This is a genomic window from Streptomyces albireticuli (assembly GCF_021228125.1).
Classification (GTDB): domain Bacteria; phylum Actinomycetota; class Actinomycetes; order Streptomycetales; family Streptomycetaceae; genus Streptomyces; species Streptomyces albireticuli.
The window spans coordinates 126,207-144,637 of the sequence record NZ_JAJQQS010000017.1 but is presented as its reverse complement, the minus strand read 5'-3'; the positions used below and the strand labels follow the sequence as shown (position 1 = coordinate 144,637).

At 72.1% G+C, this 18,431-nt stretch carries 16 protein-coding genes and 1 pseudogene; 10 read left to right on the top strand and 7 right to left on the bottom strand.

Going from position 1 to position 18,431, the window contains the following annotated elements; translation table 11 throughout:
• The 7 genes and pseudogenes from LUZ64_RS27325 to LUZ64_RS27295 all read left to right on the top strand — a co-directional run bounded on the left by LUZ64_RS27325 (position 1) and on the right by LUZ64_RS27295 (position 5,693).
• A complete protein-coding gene (locus LUZ64_RS27325; protein WP_095584007.1) occupies positions 1-921 on the top strand; it encodes a phage distal tail protein in 921 nt (306 codons plus the stop codon).
• Between the two features lie 79 nt (positions 922-1,000).
• Positions 1,001-2,131 (top strand): hypothetical protein, encoded by a 1,131-nt coding sequence (locus tag LUZ64_RS27320; protein WP_095584008.1) that lies wholly within the window; start codon positions 1,001-1,003, stop codon positions 2,129-2,131.
• The gene (locus LUZ64_RS27315) at positions 2,128-3,264 is read left to right on the top strand and encodes a hypothetical protein (RefSeq protein ID WP_095584009.1); all 1,137 of its coding nucleotides are present in this window, start codon (positions 2,128-2,130) and stop codon (positions 3,262-3,264) included. The genes LUZ64_RS27320 and LUZ64_RS27315 overlap by 4 nt, the downstream gene beginning before the upstream one ends.
• Positions 3,264-3,965 (top strand): hypothetical protein, encoded by a 702-nt coding sequence (locus LUZ64_RS27310; RefSeq protein WP_095584010.1) that lies wholly within the window; start codon positions 3,264-3,266, stop codon positions 3,963-3,965. The genes LUZ64_RS27315 and LUZ64_RS27310 overlap by 1 nt, the downstream gene beginning before the upstream one ends.
• Positions 3,966-4,098: 133 nt before the next feature.
• Positions 4,099-4,971 carry a peptidoglycan-binding protein gene (locus LUZ64_RS27305; RefSeq protein ID WP_095584011.1) on the top strand — a complete coding sequence of 291 codons (873 nt, stop codon included), beginning with the start codon at positions 4,099-4,101 and terminating at the stop codon, positions 4,969-4,971.
• 99 nt (positions 4,972-5,070) lie between these two features.
• Positions 5,071-5,274, top strand: a pseudogene (locus LUZ64_RS27300) (hypothetical protein); the annotation flags it as partial.
• Between the two features lie 143 nt (positions 5,275-5,417).
• On the top strand, positions 5,418-5,693 hold the full coding sequence (locus tag LUZ64_RS27295) for a hypothetical protein (RefSeq protein ID WP_095584012.1): 276 nt from the start codon (positions 5,418-5,420) through the stop codon (positions 5,691-5,693).
• 137 nt (positions 5,694-5,830) lie between these two features.
• Here LUZ64_RS27295 and LUZ64_RS27290 read toward each other — a convergent pair whose 3' ends face one another.
• Complete coding sequence (locus LUZ64_RS27290) at positions 5,831-6,505, bottom strand: Crp/Fnr family transcriptional regulator (protein WP_030367278.1); 675 nt, start codon at positions 6,503-6,505, stop codon at positions 5,831-5,833.
• Positions 6,506-6,842: 337 nt separating this feature from the next.
• Here LUZ64_RS27290 and nth point away from each other — a divergent pair, with 337 nt between their 5' ends.
• The 3 genes from nth to LUZ64_RS27275 all read left to right on the top strand — a co-directional run bounded on the left by nth (position 6,843) and on the right by LUZ64_RS27275 (position 9,963).
• Positions 6,843-7,889, top strand: coding sequence for an endonuclease III (gene nth / locus LUZ64_RS27285; protein ID WP_232390375.1), 1,047 nt, complete (start codon positions 6,843-6,845; stop codon positions 7,887-7,889).
• A gap of 109 nt (positions 7,890-7,998) precedes the next feature.
• Complete coding sequence (locus LUZ64_RS27280; RefSeq protein WP_095584014.1) at positions 7,999-8,682, top strand: NUDIX hydrolase; 684 nt, start codon at positions 7,999-8,001, stop codon at positions 8,680-8,682.
• Positions 8,683-8,763: 81 nt separating this feature from the next.
• On the top strand, positions 8,764-9,963 hold the full coding sequence (locus tag LUZ64_RS27275) for a MarP family serine protease (protein ID WP_095584015.1): 1,200 nt from the start codon (positions 8,764-8,766) through the stop codon (positions 9,961-9,963).
• 81 nt (positions 9,964-10,044) lie between these two features.
• Here LUZ64_RS27275 and LUZ64_RS27270 read toward each other — a convergent pair whose 3' ends face one another.
• From LUZ64_RS27270 to LUZ64_RS27245, 6 genes are all read right to left on the bottom strand, one after another.
• A complete protein-coding gene (locus tag LUZ64_RS27270; RefSeq protein WP_095584016.1) occupies positions 10,045-10,254 on the bottom strand; it encodes a hypothetical protein in 210 nt (69 codons plus the stop codon).
• 128 nt (positions 10,255-10,382) lie between these two features.
• Positions 10,383-11,447: an alpha/beta fold hydrolase gene (locus tag LUZ64_RS27265; RefSeq protein WP_232390374.1), complete on the bottom strand. Its 1,065-nt coding sequence runs from the start codon at positions 11,445-11,447 to the stop codon at positions 10,383-10,385.
• Complete coding sequence (locus LUZ64_RS27260; RefSeq protein ID WP_372472032.1) at positions 11,444-11,947, bottom strand: phage holin family protein; 504 nt, start codon at positions 11,945-11,947, stop codon at positions 11,444-11,446. The genes LUZ64_RS27265 and LUZ64_RS27260 overlap by 4 nt, the downstream gene beginning before the upstream one ends.
• 67 nt (positions 11,948-12,014) lie before the next feature.
• Positions 12,015-13,412, bottom strand: coding sequence for a Na+/H+ antiporter NhaA (nhaA, locus tag LUZ64_RS27255; protein WP_095584018.1), 1,398 nt, complete (start codon positions 13,410-13,412; stop codon positions 12,015-12,017).
• Between the two features lie 203 nt (positions 13,413-13,615).
• Positions 13,616-15,583, bottom strand: a complete 1,968-nt coding sequence (acs, locus tag LUZ64_RS27250) for an acetate--CoA ligase (protein ID WP_095584019.1) — start codon at positions 15,581-15,583, stop codon at positions 13,616-13,618.
• Positions 15,584-15,804: 221 nt separating this feature from the next.
• Positions 15,805-18,117 carry a SulP family inorganic anion transporter gene (locus LUZ64_RS27245; RefSeq protein ID WP_095584020.1) on the bottom strand — a complete coding sequence of 771 codons (2,313 nt, stop codon included), beginning with the start codon at positions 18,115-18,117 and terminating at the stop codon, positions 15,805-15,807.
• Positions 18,118-18,431 lie beyond the last annotated feature (314 nt).

The following is an 18,431-nucleotide window of genomic DNA, read 5'->3' as shown; positions in this document are numbered from 1 at the left end:
ATGACCGTTGCACAACTGGACACGACGAGCGGCTCACCCGGCTCACTGATCACCCTCGACGGGCAGATCCAGTGGGCCGGACTGCTGCTCGGCCCCGGCACCCCGTACGAGATCGCCGCCAGCGGCCTCACTGGCTGGGCCGACCTCCCCGCGCTCGACTCCGGGGACGTCCTCAGGCCCGACCAGCACGGCGCCTGGCCCGGCGCCCAGTGGGCGCAGCCCAGGACCGTCTCCGCGACCGTCTGGCTGCTGCCCGACGACGTCTCCCGGGCCGACGCCGTCATCGGCGACTTCCTGGGAGCCACGGGCGTCAACAGCGCCGAACAATGGCTCGCCGTAAGGCTGCACGGACGCACACTCGCCTGCCGGGCGCGCGTCAGCCAGCGCGTGGTGCCCACGGACCGCACGTACGCGACACAGGGCGCGGCCAAGGTCACGCTCCAGTGGACCTGCTCCGACCCGCGCCGCTACGACGTCGCCGAGTGGACCGCGCGGACCGGTCTGCCCGCGCCCGAGCCGGGCCTCAGCTGGGAGCCCGGCCTGGACTGGCCGCTGGACTGGGGTGTCGCCGGAGCCACCGGCAACATCACCGTCACCAACGAGGGCGACGCCCCGACGGCCCCGGTCATCGAATTCCGCGGCCCCGTCACCCTGCCGTCCCTGACCCGCGTCGCCGACGGCGCGAAGCTCCAGTACGACATCACCCTGGCGGACACCGACGTCCTTACGGTCGACACCTCGGCCGGCACGGTGCTGCTCAACGGCACGGCCTCCCGGTTGTTCACGGCGACGCCGGATTCCCTGCCCGAGTACCTCTTCCAGCTCGCCCCGGGGCCCACGTCGCTGGCGTTCCGCGCGGCCCCCGGCCCGGTCGACCCGGGCGCCTCGGTCGGCGTCAGCTGGCGCAGCGCGCGCTGGTAGCCGCGCCGGAGCGGGCCCGCGTGCCTCCCTCGGCCGCCGCTCGCCCCTTCATCCCTTCACCCACACTTCGGAGGACGACATGACCGTACGCAGCGCGTGGTTGCAGAATCGTTCGGACGCCGACGGCGGCCAGACCCGGGTCGACACACGGCTGGCCCCGACCGGCACCGCCGTCCCACAGGGCCCGCTGGCCTCACGGGACGGTGTCATTCCCGGCTCCGCCGACGGCAAGAACGTCATCTCGGGGCTCACCGTGGTCAAGTCCGGCAATATGACGGCCCAGGTCACCCCCGGCCGCGCCCTGATCCAGGGCAGCGAGACCGCGGGGGCCTATCCCGTGGTCGTCACCGACTACGAGAACCTGACCTTCGCCGACGGTGACCCCGCCAACCCGCGGATCGACCTGGTCGTCCTGCGGGTGTACGACCAGCAGCAGGACGCGGGCACCGCGTCCCGCGCCGTGGTCGAGATCGTCAAGGGCACCCCGGCCGCCGCTCCGGTCGCCCCCGCGGCACCGCTCGCGTCGATCGCGCTGTACGCCGTCACGGTCCCGGTCGCCGCCTCGGCGGGCAACGGCGGCATCAACTGGAACACCGGCCTTGTCGACCGGCGCCGTGCGACCGTCGCGGCGGGCGGCATCGTCCCGTTCGCCGGCGGGACCACCTTCGCCGGCGCCTACCCGGGCCAGTACAGGGACGCCGGGAACGGCCTGGAGCGCTGGAACGGCACCGGGTGGTCCCCTTACCCCGCCCCGGCCGTGTGGAGCGACTACACGCCCGTCTGGCGGGCCGAGATCGGCGCCGTGCAGCCCGCCGTCGGCAACGGCCTGCTCGCCGGATCGGCCACGAAGATCGGAACCACCGTGCACGTGCGGATCTACCTCAAGATCGGCACCACGACGAACCTCGCCGCCCAGGACGCCAACGCCAACTGGTCGTTCTCGCTGCCGTACACCCCCGCGGCCACTCCGTGGAAGCTCGACGGGCGCTTCATCAACGCCCTGGGCTACGACAGCAGCACCACCGGCAACCCGCGCATGTGGTCCGGCACCGCCATGCTGTCCGCCGCCAACGGAGGAGTCGTCCGCAGCATCCAGGACAGCGTCGGCGCGACCGACGGCAAGCCCGCCATCTGGGACAAGACCGCTCCTTACGCCTGGAAGGCCGGTGACGTCCTGACCCTCTGGGGCACCTACGAGTCCGCCTCATGACGACCCCCGCCGACGGCTACCGCGCCGTCTTCTGCGACTTGCGTTCCGACCAGGTGATGGATGCCTTCTCCCTTACGGAGGTGCAGTTCGACGACTACATAGGCAAGACCGGTTCGCTGACGGCCACCCTCCCGCTGCCCGACGCGGCACTCGCCGCGCGCGCGAGGGCGGCGCTCCTGCCGGGGCGCACGGCCGTATGGCTGGAGCGCGGCGCCGAGATCTGGTGGGGCGGCGTCCTGTGGACGTCCACTCCCTCCGGAGACGAACGGGGCCGCACGCAGGTGCAGATCCAGGCGGGCACGTTCGACTCCTACCTGGACCACCGCATCTTCCTGCCGAGCCAGGACCGCGCCGACATCGGCACCTTCGACGGCGGCACGTTCGAGGGCGACCAGTTCGACATCGCGCGCCGTCTGATCGACAACCTGCAGCAGGCGCGCGGCGGGGATATCGGCATCGTCTACGGGACCGAGGTCTCCGGAGTGCGCCGCAGCCGTAAGGTCGACCTGACCGAGCTCAGCCGGGGCCGCGAACTCCTGGACAGCCTGGCGGGCATGGAGGACGGCTTCGAGTGGCGCGTCCACTGCTACCGGGATCCCGGGACCGGCCGGCGCGTCAAACTCCTCCAGCTCGGCCACCCGGTCATCACGGTGGGGCAGACGGACATCGTCCTCGACCGGCCCGGGCCCGTGCTGGCGTACAGCCTGCCCGAGGACGCCACCCTCCAGGCCAACTTCTGGATCGCGCGGGGCGAGTCCCCCAACCGCAACCAGACGGCCAAGTCCGTTCCGTCGGTCTCCACGGTGCCCCCGGACGAGAGCGACCTCAAGGCGGGCTGGCCGCGCCTGGACGGCTCGTCCGACCACAGCGCCGTCACCGACGTGAAGGTCCTGAACGAGCTCGCCAGGGCCCAGCTCGCCCGCGCCCGCCGCCCGCAGACCATCCCGGAGATCACCCTCCGCGTCGACGGCCGGGTGACACCGGCGCTGCTCGGCGCCGGGATCCGGCTGCGCGTCCACGACCTGTGGCACGCCGAGGGCACCAACGACCGCTACCGGGTCGTCGGCCTCGCCGTCACACCGCCCGCGCGCGGCCAGTACGAGACCGCGAAGCTCTACCTGGAGAGGTTCTGATGGCGGCCATACCGCTCGACCTGCTGGACCGCATCAGGGAACTGGAACGCCAGGTCCGCTCGCTGATGGGCAGCGCCAACACCCGCCCCGCCCTGGACGAGATCATCGGCGGCCGGGTGGTCATCGGCCAGGGCGGCAGCCTCCAGGTCCTGGACACCGACGGATCGAGCATCTTCTACGTGGGCCAGGTCTGGCCCGACCACCCGGACGGCACGGCGCAGCAGGGGATGCTGCTGCGCCGCGAGGACGGCACCCTGGCGTTCGGCGTCTACACCACCGACCACGTGAACAACCGGGTCCAGGCGGTCCGCATGTTCGACGTGAAGGGCAATGTGGTCGTCGCGGACGACACCAAGGACCACGGTCTGGCGCGTCCCTTCCTCACCTACCCGCTGCCCACGACCGAGGACGTCGGCAAGTGGGACAACACCAACAAGACGACCTGGACGACGCTCTACCGGGGCAACGCGCTCACCCAGCACCCCAAGCTGTACGCCTACATCGCCGCGACCACCGGCGGCGAGGTCCGGTTGCTCGTCAACGGCAACCAGGTGGGGCCGACGGCCAAGGGGGCGCTGGAGTTCACCGCGCCCATCGGGGTGCCCTTCGACTCCAGGATCGAGTTCCAGGTCCAGGCGAAGGCCAACGCGAACAGCACCATCTGGGTCTCGCCGCGCGCGCTGTACGGCGTGCAGTCCTAAGTCCCGCGCCGGAGCGCGAAAGGCTCTCCCGCGCCTCCCCTCCGGCCCTCACCACCGCGTCCCGTGCGCGCGCTCCGGTTCCGGGGCGCGCGCACGGGACGTTCCGCCGACCCCTCTCGCAAGGGAGTTCCGCATGTCCACACCCCTCACCGCGGACGGCTTCCTCGCCGCCCTGCGCGCCGAAGGCGTCCGAGTCGTCGAGCACGGCGACTGGCGCACGCACAACCGCAACCACATGGGCCCCTGGGGGCCCGTCAACGGTGTGATGCTGCATCACACCGCCGGGACGGACAGCGTCGACCTCTGCTACGACGGCATGGACGACCTGCCCGGCCCGCTGTGCATCGGCGTCCTCACCAAGGACGGCGCCGCGCACCTCGTCGGGTACGGGCGTACGAACCACGCCGGCCGCGGCGCGTACGCGACGTACCAGGCCGTCTGCGCCGAGACCCGCACACCGTCCCGACCGGGGCCCGACGCTGTCGACGGCAACGTCCACTTCTACGGCTTCGAGATCGAGAACCTCGGCGACGGCGACGACCCCTACCCGGACGCCCAGCTGGCCACCGTGGAGCGCGTCGCCGCCGCCCTCTGCCGGGCGCACGGCTGGAGCGCGGCCAGCGTCGTCGGCCACAAGGAGTGGACCGCCCGCAAGATCGATCCGTCCTTCTCGATGCCGGGGATGCGGGACCGGATCGCGCGCCGGCTGGCCGCCGGACCGGGCCCCGCGCCCGCCCCGGAGCCGGGAGGCGCGGGGGGATACGAGCCCTTCCCCGGGGCCGGGTTCTTCGCCGACGGGCGGGAGAGCGCGGTGATCACCGCGATGGGCCGCCGGCTGGTCGCCGAGGGCTGCGGGCGGTACTCCGTCGGGCCGGGCCCGGAGTGGACGGACGCCGACCGGGCCTCGTACGCCGCCTGGCAGCGTCGGCTGGGCTTCTCGGGCGCGGACGCCGACGGGATACCGGGCCGCGTCAGCTGGGACCGGCTGAAGGTGCCGCGCTCCTGACGAGCGGGCCGCGCCGGACCTCCGCCGCCCCGACCGGGGCCCTACCGGGCGTCCGTCCGGCCCTTCTCGGGAACACGACTGGGAAAGGACCTCATCACCATGTCCGAAGCCGCGAAGCACACCGCCCGCACGGTCCTCCAGACCGCGGTCGGCATCGCGCTCGTCCTGCCCGCCGTCGTCGAGGCGTCGGGCGTCCCCGCCGCCCTGCCCTGGGTGGCCGGAGCCCTCGCCGTCGCGGGCGGGCTGACCCGAGTCATGGCCCTGCCAGGCGTCCAGGCGCTGCTGCCCGGATGGCTGCGCACCGGCGCCGGAGCCCGCCGCGACGAGGAGCTGATCGCTCTCGTCGACCGGGATCGGGACCCGGACCGCGGAACCGGCCCCTCGGGCGCGGCCGTCGTCGACGGCCCCACCCCGTACAGGGGTCCGGACGGGTACCGGCGCCGCCCATGACACCTCTGCCCCGCTCGCCGTCGGCGGACGACGCCGCGGCCGTGGCCCTGGAGCTGGAGCGGCTGCGCGGCACCATGGAGGCCGGTTTCGCCCGGGTCGACGGCTCGCTCGCGCTGCTGGTGCAGCGCAGCGACCAGAGCGACCGCCAGCTCGCCGATCATGAAAGCCGCCTGGACGCCCTGGAACGCGGCCGGTGGCCCCTTCCCTCACTGGCCGCCCTTACGGGCCTGCTGGCCCTGCTCACGGCCCTTTACGGCACGTTCGCGCGGTGAGGTGACCGTTCGGATGGTGCGACCGTTCGCACCCGTGACCGCATGCCGAAGGCCCCCGCCGTTCCCGGTGGGGGCCTTCGATGCGTTCACGGGTGTGTTCCCTTACGGGCACACCGGGGGCGTACGCCCCCTTCGCGTCAGCGGGACCGCTTGGCGAGCCGCTCCACGTCCAGCAGGATCACCGCGCGGGCCTCCAGGCGGAGCCAGCCACGGCCGGCGAAGTCCGCGAGCGCCTTGTTGACCGTCTCGCGCGAGGCGCCGACCAGCTGGGCCAGCTCCTCCTGCGTGAGGTCGTGCACCACGTGGATGCCTTCCTCGGACTGCACGCCGAAGCGGCGCGACAGGTCCAGGAGCGCCTTGGCGACCCGGCCGGGGACGTCGGAGAACACGAGGTCCGACATCGAGTCGTTGGTCCGGCGCAGGCGGCGCGCGACGGCACGCAGCAGCGCGGTCGCCACCTCGGGCCGGGCGTTGAGCCAGGGCTGGAGGTCGCCGTGGCCCAGGCCGAGCAGCTTGACCTCGGTCAGGGCGGTGGCGGTGGCGGTGCGCGGTCCCGGGTCGAAGAGCGACAGCTCCCCGATGAGCTCACCCGGGCCGAGGACGGCCAGCATGTTCTCGCGGCCGTCCGGGGAGGTGCGGTGGAGCTTCACCTTGCCCTCGGTCACCACGTAGAGCCGGTCGCCGGGGTCCCCTTCGTGGAACAGGGCGTCGCCCCTCGCGAGGGTCGCCTCGCCCATGGAGGCGCGCAGCTCAGCGGCCTGCTCGTCATCGAGCGCCGCGAAAAGCGGGGCGCGCCGCAGAACGTCGTCCACGAGTTCTCTCCTTGTCGACATGCACAGAGGACCGTGGTCCCCATGATGCCCGTCGGTAAAACTGTGTGATCAAACACAAGTGTCGCGCATCGTCGTCGGAAGCCCTACGGCAGGGGTCCGATCGGGCTGCGGTTTTCTCGCACGCGGGCAGGATGTCGGCGCCGGGCTTTAGTCTGGCCGGGTGTCCAATACGCCGGTGAGAGCACAGGGCAAGGGGGCCGGAAGGGTGACCCGGCCGCAGGATTCCGCTGTGGGCGAACGCCTGCCCGCGAAAAAGACGAAAGCCGCGAGCGAGCCCAAAATGCCGGAGGCGAAGACGGCCGAACGGGGAGATGGAATGACTTCTTCCGATTCTCCTTCCGGGAAATCCGCCGAATCCGTGAAGGCCGCCCCCAGGACAGGCGGTAAGACAGCAGCCACCCGGGCCGGCGGTAAGACAGCAGCCACCAGAGGCGCCAAGACGGCCGGCGCCGAGACCGCCCCCCGGACCGCCTCCGGAACGGCTGCCGCCGCCGGCGCCGCGGCCGTCCGTAAGGCCGGAGGCAAGACCGGCGGCAAGACCGGCACCGGCACCGGAAAGGACACCGGAGCCGGGACGGGCAGCGGTGCCGGCACCAGGCCCGAGTCCCGGACCGCGCTCGTCCGCCGCGCCCGCCGTATCAACCGCGAGCTCGCCGAGGTCTACCCCTACGCCCACCCCGAGCTCGACTTCGAGAATTCCTTCGAGCTCCTGGTCGCCACGGTCCTCTCCGCCCAGACCACCGATCTCCGGGTCAACCAGACCACCCCCGCCCTCTTCGCCGCCTACCCGACGCCCGAGGACATGGCCGCCGCCGACCCGGAGGCGCTGGAGCAGCTGATCCGGCCGACGGGATTCTTCCGGGCCAAGGCGAAGTCGCTCATAGGGCTCTCCACCGCCCTGCGGGACCGCTTCGACGGCGAGGTGCCGGGCCGTCTGGAGGACCTGGTGTCGCTGCCCGGCGTCGGCCGCAAGACCGCCAACGTCGTGCTGGGCAACGCCTTCGGCGTTCCCGGGATCACCGTGGACACCCACTTCGGGCGGCTCGTCCGGCGCTGGAAGTGGACGGACGAGACGGACCCGGAGAAGGTCGAGGCCGTGGTCTGCGACCTCTTCCCCAAGAGCGAGTGGACGATGCTCTCGCACCGCGTCGTCTTCCACGGCCGACGCATCTGCCACTCCCGCAGGCCCGCCTGCGGCGCCTGCCCCATCGCCCCGCTCTGCCCGTCCTACGGGGAGGGCGAGACGGACCCGGACAAGGCCAGGAAGCTCCTGAAGTACGAGAAGGGCGGCCTTCCGGGCCAGCGGCTCAAGCCCCCGCCGGACTACCCGGGCCTGCCGGCCGCTCCCCTGGGAGCCGCATGACCACCCGATGACGTGCCGGAGGGGCCGGGCGCGCCGGGCCCGCCCGAGGGCCGTCCGCGTCCCGCTCCGAAAGGCGCCCAGTGACCGCACCACAGCCGAGGGGACACGTATGACGAGCACGTACGGCCGGCGGGCCACCATCACCGCGGAAGGGCTGCCCGAGTGGCTGGAGCCCGTCGCCCGCGCCTCGGAGACGATCGAGCCCCACCAGCTCAGTCGCTTCCTGCCCCCCGACAAGGGCGGCCGGCAGTCCGCCGTGCTCGTCCTCTTCGGCGACGGCCCCAAGGGCCCCGAGCTGCTCCTGATGGAGCGTTCCGGCACGCTGCGCTCGCACGCGGGCCAGCCGTCCTTCCCCGGCGGCGCCCTCGACCCCGAGGACGGTGACCCGGCCGGCGGCGGACTGCTGCGGGCCGCGCTGCGCGAGGCGGAGGAGGAGACCGGCCTCGACCCGTCCGGGGTGCAGATCTTCGGTGTGCTCCCGCGGCTCTACATCCCGGTGAGCGGCTTCGTCGTGACCCCCGTCCTCGGCTGGTGGCGCGAGCCCAGCCCGGTCGCCCCCGTCGACCAGGCCGAGACCGCCCGCGTCTTCACCGTGCCCGTGGCCGAGCTGACCGACCCGGGGAACCGGGCGACGGCCAAGCACCCCAGCGGTCACACCGGCCCGGCCTTCCTGGTCGGCGGCGCGCTCGTATGGGGGTTCACCGCAGGCGTGATCGACCGGATCCTGCACTACGCGGGCTGGGAGCGGCCCTGGGACCGGGCCCGGCAGGTCCCGCTGGACCGGCGGGCCTGAAGGGCATGAGACGGTGATCCAGGCCCCATCGCACGCGGGGCCGACGCCACCGCCGACAACATCATTGCGAGGCATCTCCCGGTGAACGTGCTGGACATCGTGCTGCTGGTCGCCGCCGTGTGGTTCGCCGTCGTCGGCTACCGCCAGGGGTTCGTCGTCGGGGTGCTGTCCGTGATCGGGTTCGTCGGCGGCGGGCTGGTCGCCGTCTATCTGCTGCCCTTGATCTGGGACAGCGCGACGGGCGAGGCCACCCCGGGCATGTGGGCCGCCGTCGCGGCCGTCGTGATCATCATCGTCTGCGCGTCGATCGGCCAGGCCGCGACCACGCACCTGGGCAACAAGCTCCGCCGCCACATCACCTGGTCGCCCGCCCGCGCGCTGGACGCCACCGGCGGCGCGCTCGTCAACGTCCTGGCGATGCTGCTGGTCGCCTGGCTCATCGGCTCCGCGCTCGCCGGCACCTCCCTGCCGACCCTCGGTAAGGAGGTCCGCAACTCCAAGGTGCTGCTCGGCGTCGCGCGGGTCGTCCCGGCGCAGGCCAACACCTGGTTCGCCGACTTCAGCACCGCGCTCGCGCAGAACGGTTTCCCGCAGGTCTTCGCGCCCTTCTCCACCGAGCCCATCACCTCCGTGCCGGCGCCCGACCCGAGGCTCGCCTCCAGCCCCGTCGCCACGGACGCCCAGCGCAGCATCGTCAAGGTCGTCGGCACCGCGCCCAGCTGCGGCAAGGTTCTAGAGGGCACCGGCTTCGTCTTCGCCCCGAACCGGGTGATGACCAATGCCCACGTCGTCGGCGGCGTCGACGAGCCGACCGTCCAGATCGGCGGTCAGGGCAGGCACTACGACGCGAAGGTCGTCCTCTACGACTGGAAGCGCGACATCGCCGTCCTCGACGTGCCGCAGCTCCGGGCGCCGGTCCTCGACTTCGCCGAGGCCGACGCCGAGACGGGCAGGAGCGCCATCGTCGCGGGCTTCCCCGAGAACGGCTCCTACGACGTCCGCGCCGCGCGCATCCGCAGCCGCGTCCAGGCCAACGGCCCGGACATCTACCACCGCGGCAACGTCCGCCGCGACGTCTACTCCCTCTACACCACCGTGCGTCAGGGAAACTCCGGCGGCCCGCTGCTCACCCCGGACGGCAAGGTCTACGGCGTGGTCTTCGCGAAGTCTCTCGACGACGCCGACACCGGCTACGCCCTCACGGCCGACGAGGTGCGGCAGGACGCCCTCAGCGGACGTACGGCCACCGGGAGGGTCAACACCCAGGGCTGCGCCCTCTGAGCCGTGTGCGGGCCCCTCGGCGGGCCGGGAGCGGGTGCCCCGTGGGGCACCCGTCCGGCTCGTGGGAGCGCCGCCGAGCCGTCAGCGGCCGCGCGGATGGTGACGCAGCCGCGCCGACACCCAGCGGGCGCGCCGGCGGATGATGCGCGGGATGCCGATGAGCGGGTCGGGCCCGGCCATCGGCCCGTGCTCACCCCGCGTCCTCTCGGCCACCTCGCCCACAGCCACTGCGGCGTCGCCCTCGGCGCCCCGCTCCTGCGTCACGTCTCGGTAGTCGTGCGTCCAGCCCATACAGAGCTCATTGCCCGTGCCGAAAGGTCGGTAATCGCCCCGGGGTCCACCGATTGGCCTATGCGCCGGGCAATTGGCCGTTCGGAGAACGGACGTTCCGTCGCGCTCGGCGGTGCGCCGACGGGGTCTCAGCGGTCGGGTTCCGGGTCCTTCAGCCAGTTGACCAGCTCCGTCGAGAACGCCACCGGATCCTCCTCATGGGGGAAGTGGCCGAGTCCGTCGAACAGCCGCCAGCGGTAGGGCGCCTCCACGTACTCCCCGGACCCCGCCGCGCTGCGGGTGCGCATCACCGGATCGAGGGAACCGTGCAGATGCAGTGTCGGCACCCGCACCGGGCGCTTCATCCGGCGGTTGAACTGGAGGCCGTCCGGCCGTGCCATCGACCGCACCATCCAGCGGTACGGCTCGATCGAACAGTGGGCCGTCGACGGGATCGACATGGCGTGGCGGTACGTGTCGACCGCCTCGTCGTCCGGCATCCGGGGGCCCGACCACTCCCGCACTAGCCGCCCCACCAGTGCCGCGTCGTCCGCGATGAGCCGGCGCTCCGGCAGCCAGGGGCGCTGGAAGCCCCAGATGTACGAGCCCGCCGCGCTCTGCTTGACGTCGGCCAGCATCGACGAACGCCAGCGGCGCGGGTGCGGCATCGAGGAGACCGCGAGCCTGCGCACCAGCTTCGGGCGCATCACCGCCGCCGTCCACGCCAGATAGCCGCCCAGGTCATGGCCGACCAGCGCGGCGTCCGGCTCCCCGAGGGAGCGGATCACGCCGGTGATGTCGAGGGCGAGGTTCGCCGGGTCGTAGCCGCGCGGTGTGCGGTCGCTGCCGCCCACCCCGCGCAGGTCCATCGCCACGGCCCGGAAACCCGCCTCCGCGAGCGCCGGCAGCTGGTGCCGCCACGTCCACCAGAACTGCGGGAAGCCGTGCAGCAGCAGCACCAGCGGCCCCTCGCCCATCTCGGCGATATGGAACCGCGCGCCGTTCGCCGCGACGTCCCGGTGGGTCCACGGCCCCTCGGCCCGGACGACCGAGGCGGGGGAGGGCGCCGGCGGCGGGGAGGACGCGGCGGCACCCCTCGGCCCGGCGGTCACGGCCGGGCCTCCGCTCGGCGAGCCACCCGGCGGGGCCGGGACGGCCGGCTCGCCGGGATCGGGGTCGGACGCGGGCGCTGCGGGGGAATCGGGCACCGTCATACGGTCGAGCGTGTCACAGATGCGTCCGTCGTACCCGTACCTGTGAGCGGCCGCGGATGCGGCTTTACCGTGCCCAGCACCGCCGCGGTCTGCTTCGCGGAAGCGATGCTCTTCTCGGGCTTGCTGACCTTCTTGAACCGGCCCACCGCGAGCAGCCCCAGCAGCGCCGCGATCAGCAGGAAGGCACCGCCGACGATCAAGAACGACCAGGCCAGGCCGAGACCGAGGTTATGGATCCCGTACGCGGCCGCGAAGCTCAGCACCGGCAGCGAGAAAAGCGCCAGCGTGCCGGCCGCGGCGATCGCGCCGCCGCCGATGCCGACCCGCTTCGCGTCCTGCCGCAGCTCGGCCTTGGCCAGCGCGATCTCGTCGTGCACCAGCGCGGACAGCTCGGTGGTGGCCGTCGCCACCAGCTGGCCGAGGCTGCGGTCCGTGCCCATCGCACCGGCTGCCGCGCCGGCCTCCGTGCCGGTCGCCGCACCGTCGTCGGCTGCGCTCATCGGCTGCTCCCTCATCGTCATCAGCTTCGTCGTCCGCGGTCTTTCAGCGGATGTAAAGACTCTCAGATCATGCCGGACCGTCGTCGCCGGTGGTGCGCCCGGCGGCGACTTCCGCCAGCCTTCTGTGTTCGGCCGCCTTCGCCTCCAGGATCGCGGCCATCCGAAGGTGGTATTCCGGATTGTCCTGTTCGTAGATGTCGGGGATGCCGTCGAGGTCCTCGTCACGGTCCTCGTCCGCGCAGAGCTTCCGGTACTTGTTGTCGCGCAGCTTCAGCAGGACGCTCGCGAGCACCGCGGCTATCAGGGAGCCGATGAGCACCGCGGCCTTGATCTCGTCGGTCATCAGCGGATCGCCGTCGAAGGCGAGCTCGCCGATCAGCAGGGACACCGTGAAGCCGATGCCGGCGAGGGAGGCGACGGCCAGCACGTCCGGCCACTTGAGGTCGGGGTTGAGCGTCGCCCTGGTGAACCGCGCCGCCAGCCACGTACCGCCGAAGACACCGACCGCCTTGCCGACCACCAGACCGAGGACCACGCCCAGCGTCTCGGGCTTGGTGAAGACGTCCGACAGCGCCCCGCCGGAGACGGCCACGCCCGCCGAGAAGAGGGCGAAGAGCGGTACGGCCAGGCCCGCGGAGAGGGGGCGCACGAGGTGCTCGATGTGCTCGCCGGGGGAGTGCGCCTCGCCCTCGTGACGGTGGCAGCGCAGCATCAGGCCCATCGCGACACCGGCGATCGTCGCGTGGACGCCGCTGTTGTACATCAGCGCCCAGTTCACGAGGCCCAGCGGTACGTAGACGTACCAGCCGCGGACGCCCTTGCGGAGCAGCAGCCAGAAGACCACCAGGCCCACGACGGCCAGGGCGAGGGCGGTGAAGTTCAGCGAGGAGGTGAAGAAGACCGCGATGATCAGGATGGCGAAGAGGTCGTCGACGACGGCGAGCGTCAGCAGGAACGCCCGCAGGGCCGACGGCAGCGAGGTGCCGATCACGGCCAGGACGGCGAGCGCGAAGGCGATGTCGGTGGCGGTGGGTACGGCCCAGCCGGCCGTGGAGCCGCCGCCCGTGGAGGCCACCGTGAAGTAGACGAGCGCGGGCACGGCCATGCCGCAGACCGCGGCGACCACCGGGAGGATGGCCGCCTTGGGGTCGCGCAGCTCGCCCGCGACCAGCTCGCGCTTGAGTTCGATGCCCGCGACGAAGAAGAAGACGGCGAGCAGGCCGTCGGCCGCCCAGTGCTGGAGCGAGAGGTGCAGGCCCAGCGAGCCGGGGCCGAAGTGGAACGCGCGGACCGACTCGTAGCTGTCGCGGATCGGGGTGTTCGCCCAGAGCAGCGCGGCGATGGCGGCCACCAGCAGCAGCACACCGCCCACGGTCTCGGTACGCAGGGCGTCGGCCAGGTAATTCCGCTCGGGCAGCGGCAACCGGCCGAGGAGGACGGAGCGGCGGTTCTTGGGCGCGGCCACGGCGGTGGACCTCCTGGGGGTCGACTGGATACACGTGTGCTGTGTGCCGACCAGACTTCCCGGCGCGCCCCTGATTCTTGTCGCGATCTTTACGCGACCAGTACTTACCTTAGCCCGAAAGAGCGAAGGGCACCCGGCGGGTTGCCGGATGCCCTTCGTATGTACGCGCTCTGGTGTGTGCTCCGACCAGGCGGTTTCCCGGATCAGTCCTCGCTGGAGGCGGCCGGGAGCTGGGTTTGGATGAGGGTCATGACGGAGGAGTCCGTCAAGGTCGTCACATCGCCGAGGGTGCGGTTCTCGGCCACGTCGCGGAGCAGGCGGCGCATGATCTTTCCGGAGCGGGTCTTGGGCAGCTCGGCCACCGGGAGGATCCGCTTGGGCTTGGCGATCGGTCCGAGCTGCTTGCCGACGTGTGCGCGCAGCTCCTCGACGAGGCCTTCCTCGTTCGCGTCGGCGTCGCCGCGGAGGATGACGAAGGCGCAGATGGCCTGGGTGGTCTGCGGGTCGGTGGCGCCGACCACGGCCGCTTCGGCGACCTTGGGGTGGGAGACGAGCGCCGATTCCACCTCGGTGGTGGAGATGTTGTGGCCGGAGACCAGCATCACGTCGTCGACCCGGCCGAGGAGCCAGATGTCGCCGTCGTCGTCCTTCTTGGCGCCGTCGCCCGCGAAGTACTTGTGCTCGAAGCGGGACCAGTAGGTGTCGAGGTAGCGCTGGTCGTCGCCCCAGATGGTGCGGAGCATCGAGGGCCAGGGCTCGGTGAGGACGAGATAGCCGCCGTGGCCGTTGGCGACCTCGCGGGCGTCGTCGTCGACGACGGTGGCGGCGATGCCGGGGAGGGGGATCTGTGCCGAGCCCGGCTTGGTCTCGGTGACCCCGGGCAGCGGGCTGATCATGATGCCGCCGGTCTCGGTCTGCCACCAGGTGTCGACGACCGGGGTGCGGCCGGCGCCGATGTGCTTGCGGTACCAGACCCAGGCCTCGGGGTTGATGGGCTCGCCCACCGAACCCAGGATCCGCAGGCTGGACAGGTCGAACTTGGCGGGGATGTCGTCGCCCCACTTCATCGCGGCCCGGATCGCGGTCGGCGCGGTGTAGAGGATCGTGACGCCGTACTTCTGGACGATCTCCCACCAGCGGCCCTGGTGGGGGCTGTCGGGCGTGCCCTCGTAGAGCACCTCGGTCGCGCCGTTGCTCAGGGGCCCGTAGACGATGTAGGAGTGGCCCGTCACCCAGCCGACGTCGGCCGTGCACCAGAAGACGTCCGTCTCCGGCTTGAGGTCGAAGACGGCGTGGTGGGTGTACGAGATCTGGGTGAGGTAGCCGCCGGTGGTGTGGAGGATGCCCTTGGGCTTCCCCGTGGTGCCGGAGGTGTAGAGGATGAACAGCGGGTGCTCGGCGTCGAACGCCTGCGGTGTGTGCTGGTCGGACTGGGACTCGACCAGGTCGTGCCACCACACGTCGCGGCCGTCGGTCCAGGCGATGTCCTCCTGGCCGGTGCGGCGGACGACCAGGACGCTGCGGACGTTTTCGGTGCCGGGGCGGGTCAGGGCCTCGTCGACGGCGGGCTTGAGCGCGGAGGGCTTGCCGCGCCGGTAACCGCCGTCGGCGGTGATGACCACGCGGGCGTCGGCGTCGTTGATCCGGGTCGCCAGGGCGTCAGCGGAGAAGCCCCCGAAGACCAGCGAGTGCGGGGCGCCGATGCGGGCGCAGGCCAGCATGGAGACGACGGCCTCGGGGATCATCGGAAGGTAGATCGCGACGCGGTCGCCCGCCTCCACGCCCAGCTCGATCAGGGCGTTCGCGGCCTTGGAGACCTCGCGCTGGAGCTCGGCGTAGGTGAGCGTGCGGGTGTCGCCGGGCTCGCCCTCGAAGTGGATGGCCACCCGGTCGCCCAGGCCGTTCTCCACATGGCGGTCGACGCAGTTGTACGCCACGTTGAGCCGGCCGTCGGCGAACCACTTGGCGAACGGCGGGTTCGACCAGTCCAGGGTCTCGGTCGGCTCGGTCTCCCAGCTCAGGCGGCGGGCCTGCTCGGCCCAGAAGCCCAGCCGGTCAGCCTTCGCCCGCTCGTACGCCTCCGCGGAGACGTTGGCCTCCGCGGCCAGGCCCGCAGGCGGCGCGAAGCGGCGCTCCTCCTTCAAGAGGTTGGCCAGGCTTTCGTTGCTCACGACATCTCCCTTTCCCAGGGTGCCCGTTGTGTCCCGGGCCATAGCTCATCAGCCCGGGGCACACCCTGACAAGGGTTGTTGTCAAAAATTGGTTTAGACCTGTATATGCGGGTGTTGTGCGAGGTCGGAGGCGTGCGGGGGACGGGCACGGAGGCGGGTCCCGCACGGCGGCGGGCCGGGGCCCGGCCCGTTCGCACACCCTCCCGCCCGGACTCCACGGGTCAGACCGTGTCGAGCACTTCGGGCCGTACGGCCTGGAACGTCCGCGAGCGGCTGTCGAGCACATATGCCTGGGCCTCGGCCACATGGAAGTACATGCCCTGGAGCTGGAGCGTCCCTTCCGCGACCCTACGGGCGACGCACGCGTGCGCCATCAGGTGGTCGAGCTGCTGCATCACATTGACGAGCGCGAGCCGCTCGACGTCGTCCGCCACGGGCCGGTCGGCCAGGGCGACCTCACCACGGCCCAGCCTGCCGATCCGCCGCATGCGGGCCAGGCTCGGGCGGCCGTGCCGCAGCCATCGGGTGAGCGGGGTCTGCTGCGCACCGGGCTCCTGGTCCGCCGATCCCAGCAGCGCCTGCATCGCCCCGCAGCCGGAATGCCCGCACACGGTGATGCTGCCGACCCGCAGGACCTCCACCGCGTACTCCACGGCGGCGCCGACCGAGTCGCAGGTGCCGTCGGAGCCCGGGGGCGGCATCAGATTGCCGACGTTGCGCACGGTGAAGAGATCGCCCGGGCCGCTGGAGGTGATCATGCTGGTGACCAGACGGGAATCCGCGCAGGTGAGGAAGAGCTGGGTCGGGCGCTGGCCCTCACGGGCGAGCCGTGCCAGCTCGTCCCTGACCAGGGGAGCGGTGTTCCGCTGGAAGGCGCTCACGCCGCCCAGCAACTGCCGCCCGCCCGGGGCGCCCTCGGCCGATCGGGGACGGGTGCAGTGGTGATTGCGCCAGGGGGTCCAGGGCCGGCAGGCGTGGGCGCTGGCGGGCTCGGCGATCGGCTGCCCGCCCCGCCCCCTGAGCGTCACCCAACCGCCCTGGGCCCGGTGGGCGTTCGTCCAGGACTGGAGGGCGTCGTATGCGGCGTGGTCCATGAAGGAGCCGCCCAGCTCCACCACGGCGTTCGCCTCCTTGGGCACCTGCGCCAGCGCCCGGCTCAGCCGGGGCACCGCCAGGAACGTCAACTGTCCGCTGACGCGGACGATGTGGAGCTCCTTCTCCTCGTCGACCGTGATGCGTGTGTGGGTGAGGCGCCGCAAGGAGAGGAAAGCGGTGACCACGATGCCGACGGCGAGCCCCTGGAGCACCCCGAACAGCACCACGGCACCGAGCGTGGCCGCGTACATCGGGAACTCGCGGTGGCGCTGCACATGCTTGATGTGGGCAAAGCTGACCATCTTCACCCCGGCCGCCATGACGAGGGCGGCCAGGGCGGCCAGCGGGATCAGCTCCAGGACCCCGACCAGCAGCCCCGCGCAGCCGAGGACCCACACCCCGTGCAGCACGGTGGACTTCCGGGTGGCGGCGCCGGCCTCGACGTTCGCCGCGCCGCGGATCGCGCCGCCGGCGATCGGCAGCCCGCCGAGCAGCCCGGAGACCACGTTCGCCGCGCCCTGACCGGCCAGTTCGCGGTCCAGATCGGCGGGGGCGCCGTGCGGATCCGGCCGGCCGGCGCGCAGGCGGTCCACCGCCACCGCGGACAGCAGCGATTCCATGCTCGCGACCAGGGTGACCGTCAGGACCGCCGCGAAGACCCCGAGCACCGGCCCGTCCGGCAGAGCGGGCAGCGCCTGGAGCTCCCAGCGGGGCAGCGAGACCCGGGGCACGGCCATGCCGACGCTCGCCGCGGTGGCCACGACGACGGCCGCCAGCGGCGCCGGGACCGTACGGATCCGCCGGCCCGCGCGCCCGGGCAGATGGGGCCAGGCCATGAGCACGGCCACTGTGATCGCCCCGACCAGCAGGGCCGGCGGGTGGAGGCCCGCCAGCTGGGCGGGCAGCGCCGCGAGGTTTTCCAGCGCGGAGCTGTTAGGGCTGTCGCCCAGGACGACGTGCAGCTGTCCCAGTGCGATCGTGACGCCGATGCCGGCGAGCATGCCGTGGACGATCGCGGGGCTGACGGCGAGCGCGGCACGGGCCACCCGGGCGGCCCCGAGGGCGAGTTGGACCAGGCCGGCGAGGGCGGTGATCGCGCAGGTCGCCCGCCAGCCGTAGCGCTGCACCAGCTCCGCGGTCACCACGACCAGCCCCGTGGCCGCCCCGCTGACCTGGAGCGGCGCGCCGCCGAGCAGTCCCGAGACGATGCCGCCGACCGCGGCCGCGATCAGCCCCGCCTGGAGCGGCGCGCCGGTCGCCAGCGCGATGCCCAGGGAGAGGGGCACGGCGATCAGGAAGATGACCACGGAGGCGGAGAGATCCTGCCGCCAGGTGGGCCGGCGCGGCGAGCCCTGCGGGTCCTCCGGGCCTGTCGGGCGTTGCCGTGAGGCTGGGGGTGGCTGTGCGGAGTCATGCGTCCGCGACGGCTGAGGGTGCATGGTCGTTCCCGTCTTCGTCGGGGCGGCGCGGCCGCGGGGGGCGCGGTCGTGGTCACGGCGTGCAGCGGCGGGAGTGCTGCGATGGCGGGGCTGTCTCAACTCTCGGTAAACGAATCGTAATGGAGAGTAAAGATCGCAGGAAGAGCGACCGGTCGAATGAAGGCGCGGTTCCTTCTATCGAGTGAATGCGTACTTTTATCCGCTCGCCATTCTCCTGGTTTTACCTAGCGCGTGCACGTGAGTTCGACCGCCCACGTGAAGACGGACGTGGGCTGTGTCCTTCCAAGAGTCGGCCGACCGGCCGCACGCGCAGG

Bases quoted from the DNA above. Each gene is read 5' to 3' on its own strand.
- LUZ64_RS27325 (WP_095584007.1), top strand. From the start codon at position 1: ATGACCGTTGCACAACTGGACACGACGAGCGGCTCACCCGGCTCACTG.
- LUZ64_RS27320 (WP_095584008.1), top strand. From the start codon at position 1,001: ATGACCGTACGCAGCGCGTGGTTGCAGAATCGTTCGGACGCCGACGGC.
- LUZ64_RS27315 (WP_095584009.1), top strand. From the start codon at position 2,128: ATGACGACCCCCGCCGACGGCTACCGCGCCGTCTTCTGCGACTTGCGT.
- LUZ64_RS27310 (WP_095584010.1), top strand. From the start codon at position 3,264: ATGGCGGCCATACCGCTCGACCTGCTGGACCGCATCAGGGAACTGGAA.
- LUZ64_RS27305 (WP_095584011.1), top strand. From the start codon at position 4,099: ATGTCCACACCCCTCACCGCGGACGGCTTCCTCGCCGCCCTGCGCGCC.
- LUZ64_RS27295 (WP_095584012.1), top strand. From the start codon at position 5,418: ATGACACCTCTGCCCCGCTCGCCGTCGGCGGACGACGCCGCGGCCGTG.
- nth (WP_232390375.1), top strand. From the start codon at position 6,843: ATGACTTCTTCCGATTCTCCTTCCGGGAAATCCGCCGAATCCGTGAAG.
- LUZ64_RS27280 (WP_095584014.1), top strand. From the start codon at position 7,999: ATGACGAGCACGTACGGCCGGCGGGCCACCATCACCGCGGAAGGGCTG.
- LUZ64_RS27270 (WP_095584016.1), bottom strand. From the start codon at position 10,254: ATGGGCTGGACGCACGACTACCGAGACGTGACGCAGGAGCGGGGCGCC.
- LUZ64_RS27265 (WP_232390374.1), bottom strand. From the start codon at position 11,447: ATGACGGTGCCCGATTCCCCCGCAGCGCCCGCGTCCGACCCCGATCCC.
- LUZ64_RS27260 (WP_372472032.1), bottom strand. From the start codon at position 11,947: ATGAGCGCAGCCGACGACGGTGCGGCGACCGGCACGGAGGCCGGCGCG.
- LUZ64_RS27245 (WP_095584020.1), bottom strand. From the start codon at position 18,117: ATGCACCCTCAGCCGTCGCGGACGCATGACTCCGCACAGCCACCCCCA.